General features: G+C 27.7%; 12 protein-coding genes. 5 read left to right on the top strand and 7 right to left on the bottom strand.

From position 1 onward, the window contains the following. The first annotated feature begins 1 nt into the window (after position 1). On the top strand, positions 2–1,141 hold the full coding sequence (locus tag Q0881_RS01680) for an ATP-binding protein (RefSeq protein ID WP_299156348.1): 1,140 nt from the start codon (positions 2–4) through the stop codon (positions 1,139–1,141). Between the two features lie 15 nt (positions 1,142–1,156). On the opposite strand, the gene Q0881_RS01675 is transcribed toward Q0881_RS01680, so the two are convergent. The 3 genes from Q0881_RS01675 to Q0881_RS01665 form a co-directional block, all read right to left on the bottom strand. Continuing rightward, complete coding sequence (locus Q0881_RS01675; protein WP_299156346.1) at positions 1,157–3,874, bottom strand: CHAT domain-containing tetratricopeptide repeat protein; 2,718 nt, start codon at positions 3,872–3,874, stop codon at positions 1,157–1,159. Between the two features lie 32 nt (positions 3,875–3,906). Next, positions 3,907–5,151, bottom strand: a complete 1,245-nt coding sequence (locus tag Q0881_RS01670; RefSeq protein ID WP_299156344.1) for a S8 family serine peptidase — start codon at positions 5,149–5,151, stop codon at positions 3,907–3,909. Positions 5,152–5,270: 119 nt separating this feature from the next. Further along, on the bottom strand, positions 5,271–5,942 hold the full coding sequence (locus Q0881_RS01665; protein WP_299156342.1) for a hypothetical protein: 672 nt from the start codon (positions 5,940–5,942) through the stop codon (positions 5,271–5,273). A gap of 117 nt (positions 5,943–6,059) precedes the next feature. Here Q0881_RS01665 and Q0881_RS01660 point away from each other — a divergent pair, with 117 nt between their 5' ends. Together Q0881_RS01660 and Q0881_RS01655 are read left to right on the top strand one after the other, a co-directional pair. Further along, positions 6,060–6,617, top strand: coding sequence for a sigma factor (locus Q0881_RS01660; RefSeq protein WP_299156340.1), 558 nt, complete (start codon positions 6,060–6,062; stop codon positions 6,615–6,617). Between the two features lie 2 nt (positions 6,618–6,619). Then, positions 6,620–7,342 (top strand): hypothetical protein, encoded by a 723-nt coding sequence (locus Q0881_RS01655; protein ID WP_299156338.1) that lies wholly within the window; start codon positions 6,620–6,622, stop codon positions 7,340–7,342. 6 nt (positions 7,343–7,348) lie between these two features. Here the strand turns inward: Q0881_RS01655 and Q0881_RS01650 are convergent, their stop codons facing one another. After that, a complete protein-coding gene (locus tag Q0881_RS01650; protein WP_299156336.1) occupies positions 7,349–8,542 on the bottom strand; it encodes a DUF1501 domain-containing protein in 1,194 nt (397 codons plus the stop codon). A 12-nt stretch (positions 8,543–8,554) separates the two neighbouring features. Then, positions 8,555–9,928: a DUF1800 domain-containing protein gene (locus tag Q0881_RS01645; RefSeq protein WP_299156334.1), complete on the bottom strand. Its 1,374-nt coding sequence runs from the start codon at positions 9,926–9,928 to the stop codon at positions 8,555–8,557. Between the two features lie 262 nt (positions 9,929–10,190). Here Q0881_RS01645 and Q0881_RS01640 point away from each other — a divergent pair, with 262 nt between their 5' ends. Next, the gene (locus Q0881_RS01640; RefSeq protein ID WP_299156332.1) at positions 10,191–10,574 is read left to right on the top strand and encodes an ankyrin repeat domain-containing protein; all 384 of its coding nucleotides are present in this window, start codon (positions 10,191–10,193) and stop codon (positions 10,572–10,574) included. 77 nt (positions 10,575–10,651) lie between these two features. Here the strand turns inward: Q0881_RS01640 and Q0881_RS01635 are convergent, their stop codons facing one another. After that, positions 10,652–12,193 carry an aldehyde dehydrogenase family protein gene (locus tag Q0881_RS01635; RefSeq protein WP_299156330.1) on the bottom strand — a complete coding sequence of 514 codons (1,542 nt, stop codon included), beginning with the start codon at positions 12,191–12,193 and terminating at the stop codon, positions 10,652–10,654. 112 nt (positions 12,194–12,305) lie between these two features. Here Q0881_RS01635 and Q0881_RS01630 point away from each other — a divergent pair, with 112 nt between their 5' ends. After that, a complete protein-coding gene (locus Q0881_RS01630; RefSeq protein WP_299156328.1) occupies positions 12,306–13,346 on the top strand; it encodes an isoaspartyl peptidase/L-asparaginase family protein in 1,041 nt (346 codons plus the stop codon). A gap of 20 nt (positions 13,347–13,366) precedes the next feature. On the opposite strand, the gene Q0881_RS01625 is transcribed toward Q0881_RS01630, so the two are convergent. Then, positions 13,367–13,762 carry a hypothetical protein gene (locus Q0881_RS01625; protein ID WP_299156326.1) on the bottom strand — a complete coding sequence of 132 codons (396 nt, stop codon included), beginning with the start codon at positions 13,760–13,762 and terminating at the stop codon, positions 13,367–13,369. Between the last annotated feature and the right edge of the window lie 2 nt (positions 13,763–13,764).

Raw genomic sequence — 13,764 nt, 5'->3', positions numbered from 1 at the left:
AATGATTAATAAACGCTTACTTATTAAAAAATTACTGTCTCATAACGATGAGAATAGTTTTTATGATAAAAAGCAAAAATTGTCTTTAAGTTCTAAAGAAGGAAAAGCTAAGTTTATAAAACATATTTGCGCTTTATCAAATTCAAATCCTAATAACAACTCATATATTGTTATTGGAGTTGAAGATGAAGAAAACAAAATTATGGGTGTTGATTTTTATGATGATAGTAAAATTCAAAATTTAATAAATGCTTATTTAAATAACCCTCCTAAAGTTGAGTACGAAAATGTTCCATTTCCTCGTTTACCTCGTCATAAAGTAATTGGTTTAGTCACTATTTACCCAAATGATAGAGTTACTTCATTATCTAAAAACACATGGAAATATCGTAAGGGAACGGTGTTTTTTCGTAGAGGAAGTAATTCAATGCCTTTGGAAGATGTATTTGAGCATAAAGATAAAAATAGTGCTATTGTAGAAGCTATTGAAAAAAATGCCAGCAACAATATTAAACTTACTTTAGATGGTGTTTTTGATTTTATAAACAATCATAAACCTGAGTACAATCCGCAATACAAAGTATTTAATGAACAATTTGTTCTATGCTGGGCAGGAAAAAAAAAGCTTATTAATACTAAAGAGTTTTTAACTCGAGTAGATATTGAGTTAATAAACGAACAAGTTCGTTTATTTTTTTCTGCTTTAGACGATGTTCAAATAAGTTATAATGAACAATCTTTTATTATTACCGAATACATTGTCTTAGGAATTGATAAAAGTGAAAAACGTTATCCTTTAGAAAAAACAATTATTAATTTTAAAGATAATGGAAAACATGATATTGTTACTGAGTTTTTATTTAAGTCTCCTCAGTATGATAACACGATTATTAAACATATTTACGAGAACAATAATACTATTATCAGCAAAATAGAAAACAACACAGCATTATCTGTTACTGAGCATGAAGATGTTTTTAAGCTACCTACTTCCTATTTAATTTGTTTTTTAAATGGTTTTTTAGATGCCCCTATTCAACTTAAAAAAGCAAAAAGTTATATTAAAGCTTTAGACGATAAAACCACCTATATTAAATATAAAGAAGCTATGCGTGTATTGCGTAAAGTAAAGTATAATTAATAACTCAAAATATTTTTAATCAATACGTTTATTTAAATACCTTAAAACATAGAGTATTACTAAAATAACTAAAACAGTTATAAGTATTGTGTAATTATAATTAAATGGCAAAGGAGAATCATTTCCTGTGATTGTAGTAACCGCCCAATAATATGGCGAATTTAAATTTGTATTCTCATGTTTTTTTAAATAAGCTCTTTTAGCAAAAGCTAAACTTGTTGATTTTGAATTTCCTTTTTTTAAAGCTTTAAAAAAGGTTTTTAAAATTTCTGTATTATACTTTTCATTTACCTGCCACTGTGCTGCTAAAACACTTTTCGCTCCTGCATTTAAAAATCCCCGAGTTAAATTATAACTTCCTTCTCCTGTTTGTAACTTCCCTACTCCTGTTTCACAAGCATCTAAAACCACAAAATTTTTAGGACTGTTAAGGAAAAATAATTCGTTTAAATATAACTTTTGGTCATACAAAGCTATCCAAGGAATGTTATTTGTACCCTTAGCATGACTAGAAATAAAAACTGAAGAGGCTTCTTTAAATTCTTTAATAAAGTTCTTTTTTGATACCTGTTTATCTGTAAACATTTTATCATTAAAAAAAGGTTCTTTTTTAGTAGTTAGAGATGTAAAACTAGAATCTTTAAAATTGTTAATTATAAAATTATATTGGGTTTTAAAAAAAGGAGTTTTTAACGTATTATTTAATAAGGTTAATGATAGCGAATTATGATATACAATCTCTTTTTCTTCTATCAAATACTTAAAACTACTATCTTCTTTTACAAAAGGTATTAAAGCATCAAACGAAATTGTATTTAAGATACCGTCAGTAACAATTGAGTATTTATTATAACGCTTAAAATAAGCTTCAAACTCTTTTGGAAATAGTATTTGGTACAATCTATTAGATACATCCTTAAACCTATTTAATTCTGCTTTATACTGAATAGGTGATAAACAGAGTTTTTTATATTCATTTACTAAAGAAACTAATGTTTTATAATGTTTTATAGGTAAAACTTCATATTCATTTTTAGATATAATCAATACGTATCCACTATTATCTCCTAAAATATAGGAAATAGCCACCTCATCATTTCTTAAGTTCTTTCTTATTGCTTTTATGGTTGTTATAGGAATATTTGTTTTATATCTGTAATAATTTACATTCTTATTTTCAAGAATGTTTAAAAAATTAAAATAGGCTTCTTTAGCCAAAAATAAACTGTCGTTAAGTGCAGCTTTAGGAGTATTATTAATTTGTTCTTTAAAAGATAATATTCTTTTTTGTAAGCTATCTTCTTTTTGAATTAAGGTGTCTGAAAGGTTTGCCAATTTTTTAGCAAATTGATTATTCGTATTCTCTAAAAGAAGCATTCCTTTGCTTTTTTCTACATAATAAAAAACCTCCTTCAGTTTATTTAAACGATAACAAATTTTAACAGCATTAATATAAAAATCTCGTCCTTTTTTTCGCCAAAAAAGCTTTGATATTCGTTCTTTACTTGTATAATAAATTGTATCAAATTGAGAATCTATTTTAATTAATAGTTCATAAGCTTTATTTAAAACACTAGGGTCTTGTTTAGCTTCATAAAATGTAATTAGTGCATTCAATTTATCTAAATGATAACCTAATAGGTCTTTAAAATAAATTGTTATTGAAAATTCATTAGAATTGTCAGAAGAAATTGTTTGAATCGCTTTATCATAATAAAAAAAAGCTTTATCAAATTTAGATTCTGAAAGATATATATCTCCTAAATTATCATACAAAGCACTTTCTTCTAATACGTTTTTTGAATTTGTATATGTAAGTCCTTTTTTACAATAAAATTTGGCAGAATCTGGTTCTGATACTTTTAAAAAAACAAGTGAAAAATTATTATGAAAATTAGCTAATCTAACAGAGTCTTTAGTATGTAATAATACTTTTAAAGCATCTTTATACCAAGGAATAGACCTCTTATAAAACTTATGGTTATATAAAATACTTGCTGAGTTATACAAAAAATCAAACCTATATTTAAAAGAAGTTTTTGGAAACTTAGTAATTAATTTTTCATTTTCTTTTGATATTTTTTGATAAACTGGAAAAGAATTTTTGTCTTTTTTATCAATTAATAATTTTAATAAGTCATTATTTACTTTAAATAATTGTCCTTCTAAGTTAAGTTTTTTAAATATTTGTTTAGCTTTATTTAGATTGTTATTAGCTCTTTCAAAGTCACCTAAATTTGTATAAATGTTTCCTTTTAACTTATAACATTTTGCAAGCTGTTTATTTGGTGTTTTGATATAAGAAATAAGTTCATCTAAATAGCTTATTGCATTTGTATAGTCTTTTAGTTCTTTATAAAATAAACCAAGGTTAAATAAATTTCTTTCTATTAAAGACGTTTTTTTAGACTCTAAAATGTTTCTAATTAATTGTTCTTGTTTTAAAAAATAAATTCCTTCTTTTAATGCCCAAGAAAACTGCTTTTTTTTATTCCAGCAATAAACAGCAGTTTTATAATATAATTTGGCAGTTTCTTGTTGCTTTTCTGAATTTTTTAATTTCCTTTTTAATAATGTTATTTTTTGAGAGCTATTAATCCTTTCTATATTTAGAATACTATCAAATTCATATTGACTTAACTGTTGAGAACAAACATGAAAATTAAAAACACACGTACTAAGTAATAAAAAACATAATTTTAATAATCGTTTACGTTTCTTTAGTATATGCATAGGAATTGTTTTTATTCCTTTCTAATATACTGTTATAAATCTAAATAAGCACTGTATTTTATTAAGTTAAGATTAGACGAAATGATACTGTTTTGAATTATGTCATGATGCCATTCTATGACTGGCATATTCATTTTATATAATCTAGCATTAAAACCACAAGCAATTGCATTAGAATAAGAGGTTCCGCTTATAAAAACAGGTGCACTATTAGGTGAAATATGATATGGGATTCCTAATCCTTTAACTCCAATATCTACCGAATGTTCACCATAATTAGATAAAGAAACATTTCCCAAAACTAAATTTGGAGGTATTGCATTATCTATAGCAGTAACAGCAAGGATATTTTTGTTTTTATAAGAAGAAGGATAGTGTGGTATTAAATCGTTGTTTTCGCCAAAATTTCCTGCTGAAGCATTAATTAAAATATGGTTTTCGATGTCATCCATATATGATTTCATTACACTTGATGGATTATTTTTCCATCCGAAACTCATATTAATAATATTAACTTTCCTTTTTATAAGATAACTAAAACCACAATTAATTGTAAAAAGAGAACTACTTCCATTAACGTCAAAAACTTTTGCAGGTAGTATTTGAAAAGTTTTTTGAGAATTAATCAACTGCTCATAAATAAAATAACTTACTCGAGTTCCATGACCGCTGTCATCAACAGGAGCATTATCATTATTAACAAAGTTCCATCCAAAAATTTCGTTCCCACAAGTATCTGTCATCGAGGTACTATCAAATAAAAATGATTCTGTAAATTGAAAATATGATGGGTTAATTCCTGAGTCCAATACACCTACAACTACATCTATTTTATCCGATGTATTTCGTTTAGAAGTACCTACAGATAATTCTCTTTGAGTATTTATATTTTGTTTACTTATTCCGTTTGTATCAATAGTTATATTAAAATTAAGGTCGGCACCTTCCATTTCAGTATCCGATTCCATTGATAAAACTTTTTCTTCTAAATCGGCAAAAGTTAAATTCCCTGAAAAAAACCAATTTTCTAATTCTGGATCTCCACATGAACAAACATCAAAATTTAAAACATTGTAATTTGATCTAATTGTAGCTTTTTCACCATCGCTTAACCCTTTTTTAAAACGAATTACAACTGTAGCTTGTTGCTCTTGTTTATCTGTTGATCTATTCTTAGAAAGTAAATTCTCACTATTAAAATTTACTTCTTCAAATTCATTGTTTTGGCAACCTATTAGTATAAAAACAAATAGTATGCATAGAAAATATCTTGTCATTTTCAGTTGTTTTTTCGTGTTTGCTTATTATTAATTCTAATAAACCTTGTTGTATTAAAAATAGAAAAAATTAACTGCATGTTTTCAAATAAAGACATACAGTTAATCAGCTTTAATTATTAGTTATGTGTTGTTTCTGGATTATAAGCTACCCAACCTCCTGTGGCTCCTGTTTCTCTTCCTGGTTCATGAATACCTCTTGGGGTACATGGAGATGGAGGAAAAACAACAATAGAACTATATAATACACCTTTGCAACATATTTTTCGAGTACTGATTTTATTACAGGTTGCATTAGCGACACCTTGAAGATGATTTCTCCATCTATTAATAGACCATAAACATCCCATATTTTCACTGTAAAAAGTATTAGACTCCATTTGTCTTGCTAAAATACATGGGTAATCATCGTCATCTAAATCATCGTGGTCAAAAGGACCACTATAGCCTCCACCTGCTCCTATATATTTTGCTGATACTAGAATTGGATTATCATCAGTACTTGCTTTAACTTCCCTAACGTAAAATGAATAATTTGGATTACTTCTTAATTCTTTATATTCTCCATATGTTATCCAAGTTGTCATTACATTAGCTTTATCTATTTTTCCATCAACAATTGAATTAGCATCAATACTTTTATAATATCCTAATTGATCATCTTTATAATCTTCATTAGAACTCCTATTTAAAAACTCTTCCTTAGATTGTTCATTTACATTTAAAGGTTCTTCGTTTGAATTACAGCTAGCTAAAATTACTATCGCTATAAAAAATAAAATTTTTTTCATTGTTTGGTTAGTTTAAATTTTTATCTAGGTTTTGTTTTACGTACTAGATATTTAACGCTGTTTTTTATTAAGAGTAATTTTAGCATCTTTGTTACTACTTTTTTTGAAAAAAAATCTATGACAGATGAAAAGCAGAATTTTATAAAGCTATTTATAGAGGGAAAACAACAGGTTTTAGAGAAAATTTATACTAAAAATTTTATTGGAGTAGAAAAATATATTCTCAAAAATAATGGTACTAAAGCTGATGCCTTAGATATTTTTCAGGAAGCCTTACTAATTTTATATACTGGACTTAAAAATGGTGATTTAAAAATTATAGCCTTTGATAGTTATTTATTTTTTACTTGTAAAAACTTATGGATTAAAAAAGTAACTAAAAATAAGGTAACAGAAAGTGATTTATCTACTCTAGTAAGTGATGAGGTTAACACAAATACATTTGAATTAAAAGAGCGTCAATGGAAATTATTTGAAGAAAAATTTAACCTATTAAAAGAAGATTGTTCTACTATATTAAAATTAATGTTGCAAAAAACTCCTTACGAATCAATCTTTAAAAAACTAAATTTACCTAACGAAAACGCTGCTAGACAAAAAGTATTTAAGTGTAAAAAAAAGTTGTTTAAATTGATTAAAAATGACAAAAGATTTAATGATTTGAAAGATGTTTAATTATGGAGAATAATATAGAAATACAAACTGAACGTTATTTAGCTGGAGAAATGTCTTTTGATGAAAAGTTAGCTTTTGAAAAAATAATTGCTGTTAATGATGATTTAAAAGAGCATATTTTATTAAGTAAAAAATTAGTTGAAAAGCATGAGTATGTTGCTTTTAAAAAGAATTTATTATCTGCTGAAAAAAAATATTTACAAAACAATAAAAAAAGATTCAATCCTTTTTATTGGTCTGTAGCGGCAGCGGCAATACTACTAATAAGTATCTTTTCATATTATCAATCTATTCCTGTTAACTTAGAAAAGTTATATGCTATTCATTCAAATAAAATAGAAATGCCTTCTTTTATCGTTCAAGGGAATAATCAACAAAAAACTCTTGAAGAAATTGAAATTGCATTTAAAAACAAAAATTATAATAAAAGCATACGTTTCTGTGATATCCAATTAAAAACTTCTTCTAAATCAAATCCCAATATTCTTATTTATAAGGGAATTTCTCTATTAAATTTAAATAATGAAAAAGATGCTCTAATCGTTTTTAATAAACTAAAGCAAAGCGACGCTATTGATGCTAGCAAAGGAAACTGGTATGAAGCTATTACGTATATGAAACTGAATAATAAAATTGCTCTAAAAAATTCGTTAGAAATAATTATTAAAAATCCAACCAACTATAACTATAATAAAGCAAAAAGTATTTTAAAGTCTCTAGAATAATAAATTTTACACAAAACTTAATTTAGAAAATTGTTTGTTTAAAATCTGTGTATCATCTACCAGTAACCATTTATCTAAAAGAGTAGCATATATTTCTCTAAAATCTATTTCATAGTTTAAATCGCCATTAGCATCTAGATTTTGTAAATCTGGTAACCCGTTATATAATCCTTGCTTTTTTAAGTGCTTCCCTATTATAAAAACATTGTTTGCTGTACCGTGATCGGTACCATTTGCTGCATTTTGCTGCACTCTTCTACCAAATTCAGAAAAAGTTATAATTAATACATCGTCAAGATTATTATTCTTCTCTAAATCGTTTACAAAAACCTCCATGCTATTAGCATATAATTCTAACAAACGAGCTTGTTTATTTGCTTGATTGGCATGCGTGTCAAACCCACTTAAAGCAGCATAATATACCTGCGTTTCTAATCCTGAATTAATAAACTCTGAAATTGTTTTTAATTGTTTTCCAAATACATTTTTAGGATAAGCTGCTTTTGATGTTGAGGTATTACTTTTCTCATGAATATATTTTGCTGAAGACTTTGCATCGATCATAGTATTATATAAATACCCTAAATTATGTTCGCTTAAATGTGTATCGTTGTAATTATTTAAAACATCGGTAAAAAAAGGCTGTTTTAGCGACTGATATAAAAGTTTAGGGTTGGTTAATGCCAATCCGTTTTGCTGCTCTCCTTTTAGCATTAAAGAGAGGCTCTCGTCTACTTCAATAGCTTTATATGGTTTTGAATTTGTTACATCTAAAAAACGCCCTATCCAACCACTTTGTAAATATTCATTACTACCACTTGCAGTTTGCCAAATATCTGTAGAACGAAAATGTGAACGATTTGGATTTGGATACCCTACATTGTTTATAATACTTAAATACCCTTTGTCATATAACTTTTGAAGAGGAGCCAAATTTTTATGCAAACCAACCTCTTCATTTAATCTTAATACATCATTTTTTGATATGGCAATATTGTTTCTTTTTTGATAATAAATATCGTTTCTAAAAGGAACTACCGTATTTAAACCGTCATTTCCTCCTTTCAATTGAACTATTACTATTTTTTTATTACCAAATAATTGCTGTGCTTGTTGTTCAAATGCTTTTACAAACTGAGGTACAAAAAATAGTCCGCCACTTACTAATGAAGTTCTTTTTATAAAATTTCTTCTATCCATTTCTTCTATTTTTTAACATAATTGATATTCTGGTAACGACAATAATTGTACGCAAAAATCTTGCTTAGACACTAACTCACTATTTTCTAGTATTTCTAATGTTCCTTTGTTTATAGGACTTATAAGAATTTGTTTAATCAACTCTTTGTTAGATTCTGTTGGAAAGCTATTTTCAAAAGAACTCCAGTTTGATGTGGATTTAATAAATGTTCTTCGCCTTAATTTTTTCTCACTAAAGTTTTTTACCTCATCTTCTAATCCTCCTTTATCTGAATATGTTATTTCTGCATTATTTAATAATACAGAAGGAAGTCTTAATCGGGTAACGATGGTATTACTATCTATCCATGTTTTTCCTCCTTTCCATCCAGCTACATTTGGTGGTCGTAACAATATTTGTCCTAATAATTTTTGAATTAATAAACTATGTTTATTTTTTTCTATACTAAAAGGGACTATTGTATGCATTCCTACCAAAAACTCTATTGGTGATTTTATTTTAGTTCCTATATTTTCTGTTACATAAAACCAATCAGAAGTTAATACAAATCGCATCAATTCTTCTATATTATAATTCGGATAAAACACCGAAATCATTTTATTAATATGATCTGAATTAAGTTTTTCATTTACAAAATAACAATACACTTTTTCGCAAATAAATCGTGCGCATTGTTTCTGTTTTAAAATAATGTCTATAATATCATCTCCATTAAAATTTCCTGTATATCCTAAAAATGTTTTTTCTCCTTCGTCATGTTGGCGTCTACGCATTTTAAATTCTCCAAAAAAATTATGATTATACCCTGTAAATGCTCTTGCGCTCTCTTGAATGTCTTGTTCTGTATAATTTCCTTGTCCTAAAGTAAAAAGCTCCATGAGTTCTCTTGCAAAATTCTCATTCGGACTTTTCTTTTTATTCTGCTTATTATTTAAGTATTTTAACATAGCAGGTTCTTTTGAAATTGCTTTAACAAAAGTTTTAAAATTGCCTAATGCATGGGTTCGTAATGTATTATTGTATTGTTGAGCAAACAACACGTTTTTATCTTCACATACAAAATGATTTGCCCAAAAGAGTGTCATTTTTTCTCGCAACAATTCTGTTGGATTGTATAATCTATCTAACCAGGCTTTATTTAGTTCAATAATTTTTTTTCTACTCATTTTCATGAGCTCTCTTCGTTTCTTTTTATTTTTAAAATCTTCTCTAGTAAGATTCGAAATAAAAGAAATATCTATTTCTAATGGGCGTATTTTTTTTGACTCTTCAAAAAGAGTTTTTACAATTTCTTTTTTTGTGTTATGCTTACGCTCTTTTATTTCTATAGGAGTAATTCCAAAACCAATTCGATTATATAAATGTTGTATATGTCTTGTTTCCATATTTATATGACTTTTTTTGGACTAAAAGGTTTAATAAATATAAAATATTAAAAGTGTTTTCATTTTATGATATCTAATTATTACTCAACTCTAACAAATTTATAAACAATTCATTTTAAATACATTAATTTAAATAAACTGTTGATTTTAAGAACTTTTTAAGAACAATTATTAAATATATGTTAACTATTACATTTTACTGAAACGTTTTTTTTTTATAAGCGTCTATTAGACATAATCCTAATCTGAAAAACTCAACATCATGAAAAAATTAATCTTTACCGCATTCGCAATCTTATTATCTTTTGGAACCATTACTGCTTCTGATTTACATAAACCAAATTTGAAAACATCAATTGAATATCCAAAAGTTAGTACTTTTTGTAAATTAATTAAAGCTGGAAACTATGAAGCTGTAAAAGCTATGATAGAAAACGGAACAAATATTAATAGAATATCTACTGGATTAACTCCATTAATGTTTGCCGCTAGATATAATAAAGTAAAAATTGTTAAATTATTAATTGACAAAGGAGCTAAATTAAATACAAAATCAGAAAGAGGTAACTTTACTGCTCTTCAATATGCTAAAATGTCTAAAGCTCATGAAGCTTATAAATTAATAAAAGATGCTATGGATAAATAAAAAATAGAACTATCTCAAAAATAAAAAAGTCACATCTTAAAGATGTGACTTTTTCTATTTATAATAAATTTTATATTCTATAAATCAAACTTAATTCCTTGTGCTAAAGGCAATTCATCTGAATAATTAACTGTATTTGTTTGACGACGCATGTATACTTTCCAAGCATCAGATCCAGACTCACGTCCACCACCAGTTTCTTTTTCACCTCCAAAAGCACCACCAATCTCTGCACCAGAAGTTCCGATGTTTACGTTAGCAATACCACAATCAGATCCTGCAAATGATAAGAACTTCTCTGCTTCTTTCATTTCGTTAGTCATAATAGATGAAGACAATCCTTGAGCAACACCGTTTTGTAATTCAATTGCATTTTCTACTTCTCCTGAATACTTCATTAAGTACAAAATTGGAGCAAATGTTTCGTGTTGTACAATTTCAAAATGGTTTTCAGCTTCAATAATAGCTGGTTTTACGTAACATCCGCTTTCGTAACCTTCTCCTTCTAAAACTCCACCATCAACTAATACCTTTCCTCCTTCAGCTTTTGCTTTTTCAATAGCAGCTAAATAAGTATTTACTGAATCGTGATCGATTAATGGACCAATATGATTTTTTTCATCTAAAGGATTACCAATAGTTAACTGCCCATAAGCACCAACAATAGCATCTCTTACTTTATCGTAAACTGATTCGTGAATAATTAAACGACGTGTAGAAGTACAACGTTGTCCACAAGTACCAACAGCTCCAAATACAGCTCCAGGAACGACTACTTTTAAATCAGCAGTTGGTGTTATAATAATTGCGTTGTTTCCTCCTAACTCTAATAAAGAATTTCCGAAACGTTCAGCAACTGTTGCTCCAACAATTCTTCCCATACGAGTAGATCCTGTAGCAGATACTAAAGGAATACGAGTATCTTTAGTCATAAACTCTCCTACTTTATAATCACCATTGATGATACAAGAAATACCTTCTGGTAAATTATTTTCTTTTAAAACATCAGCAATAATATTCTGACATGCTACTGAACATAAAGGAGCTTTTTCTGAACCTTTCCATACACATACATCTCCACATATCCAAGCTAAAGCAGTATTCCAAGCCCAAACAGCTACTGGAAAATTAAATGCAGAAATAATTCCAACTACACCAATTGGGTGCCATTGCTCTCTCATTACGTGTCCTGGTCTTTCTGAAGGAATTACTTGTCCGTTTAACTGACGTGATAAACCTACAGCAAAATCACAGATATCAATCATTTCTTGAACTTCTCCTAAACCTTCTTGGTAAGATTTACCCATTTCATAAGAAACTAATTTACCTAATGGCTCTTTTAACTCTCTTAATTTATTTCCAAACTGACGAACAATTTCTCCTCTTTGTGGAGCTGGCATTGTTCTAAAAGTTTTAAAAGCCGAAGTAGCGGCATCCATTACTTTATCGTAATCTTCTCTAGTAGTAGTTTTTACTTTTCCTATTAACTTGCCATCAACTGGTGAATAACTTTCAATAATTTCTCCATTAGAAAAATTTACTGAACCTGTAGATGTTCCTTCATTTATGTCTTTTAAGCCTAATTGAGCTAAAGCTTCTTTAATACCAAAATCTGCCATTTTTATTGTAATTTTAGTTGTTTTAAATTTTTTGTCAAAACTACAAATAATTTTACATTTTTATAAATCAAACAAAACCTTTAGTTTTTGTTTAATATTAAACAATAATAAAATGAAAAAAACATTTATTTTCTTTACTTTAAGTTGTTGTATCCTTAGCTGTACCACGCATAAAGAGCATTCTAAACCTATTAAAAAAAATGAATTTGCTATTATTATTCATGGAGGTGCCGGTACTATTTTAAAAAAGAATATGACTTCTGAAAGAGAATTAGCGTATAAAACTAAACTGAAAGAAGCTATTACCACTGGTTATACTATTTTAAAAAATGGTGGTACTAGTTTAGATGCTGTAGAAAAAACAATTCATATTATGGAAAACTCCCCATTATTTAATGCTGGGAAAGGTGCGGTTTTTACACATAATGAAACAAATGAAATGGATGCTTCTATTATGAATGGAAATAATTTAAATGCTGGAGCTGTTGCTGGTATTACTAATGTAAAAAACCCTATTTCTGCTGCTCGTAAAGTTATGACAAACTCTAACCATGTTTTACTCTCTGGTAAAGGCGCATCTATTTTTGCCAAAGAACAGGGACTAGAAATTGTAGATCCTAGTTATTTTTTTACTGAAAAACGATTTAAGTCACTTCAAAGAATAAAAGAAAAAGAGAAAACCGAATTAGACCACGATACAAAATCTGCTTTTTACGATCCAGAAATTAAAGACAGTAAGTTTGGAACTGTTGGTTGTGTTGCTCTTGATAAAGACGGAAACATTACTGCAGGTACATCTACTGGTGGTATGACAAATAAACGTTGGAATAGAATTGGTGACTCTCCAATTATTGGTTCTGGTACTTATGCTAATAATAAAACTTGTGGTGTTTCATCTACTGGCTGGGGCGAATATTTTATAAGAGCTCAAGTTGCTTATGATATTTCTGCTCAAATGGAGTATCAAAATAAAACCTTAAAAGATGCTACTAAAGATGTAATTCAAAACAAACTTACAAAACTTGGTGGTACAGGAGGTATTGTAGCATTAGATAAAAATGGAAACATGTCTTTTGAATTTAACACTGCTGGTATGTATCGTGCTTCTATGGACGATAAAGGCAAATTAATTTTAAAAATTTATAAAAATTAAAAAGAGGCATGTGCCTCTTTTTAATTTACTGGAACTACTTTTTCTTCAAAAATATCTTCCCCATTATTATCTTTTCCTTTCCAAAATTTAAATAAATAATCTTCTTTTTGTGATACTGTAATTGGAATTTCTAACTCTTTTTCAATAACTACTTGAGGACAGTTTTTACCTAAAATTTCTAATGATCTTATTGCTACGATTCTTGTTGTTTCTTTATATTGATAATATAGACTATGGAATTCATAACAGGAACTTGGTAACTCATAAGTTACTTTTATTGTAGCCACTTCTCCATAATTAAAACTTTGTGGTACTGTAAAGTCTTTTATTTCAAGCAGTTTATATTGATAATCTGGCGTATCAACACTACACGATGTTATTATTAATGTTAAAATAATTAATGCTAATTTTTTCATCT

The organism is uncultured Tenacibaculum sp. (genome assembly GCF_947494125.1).
Lineage (GTDB): Bacteria > Bacteroidota > Bacteroidia > Flavobacteriales > Flavobacteriaceae > Polaribacter.
The sequence above is the reverse complement of the archived record's forward strand: the minus strand, read 5'-3'. Positions and strand labels throughout refer to the sequence as shown.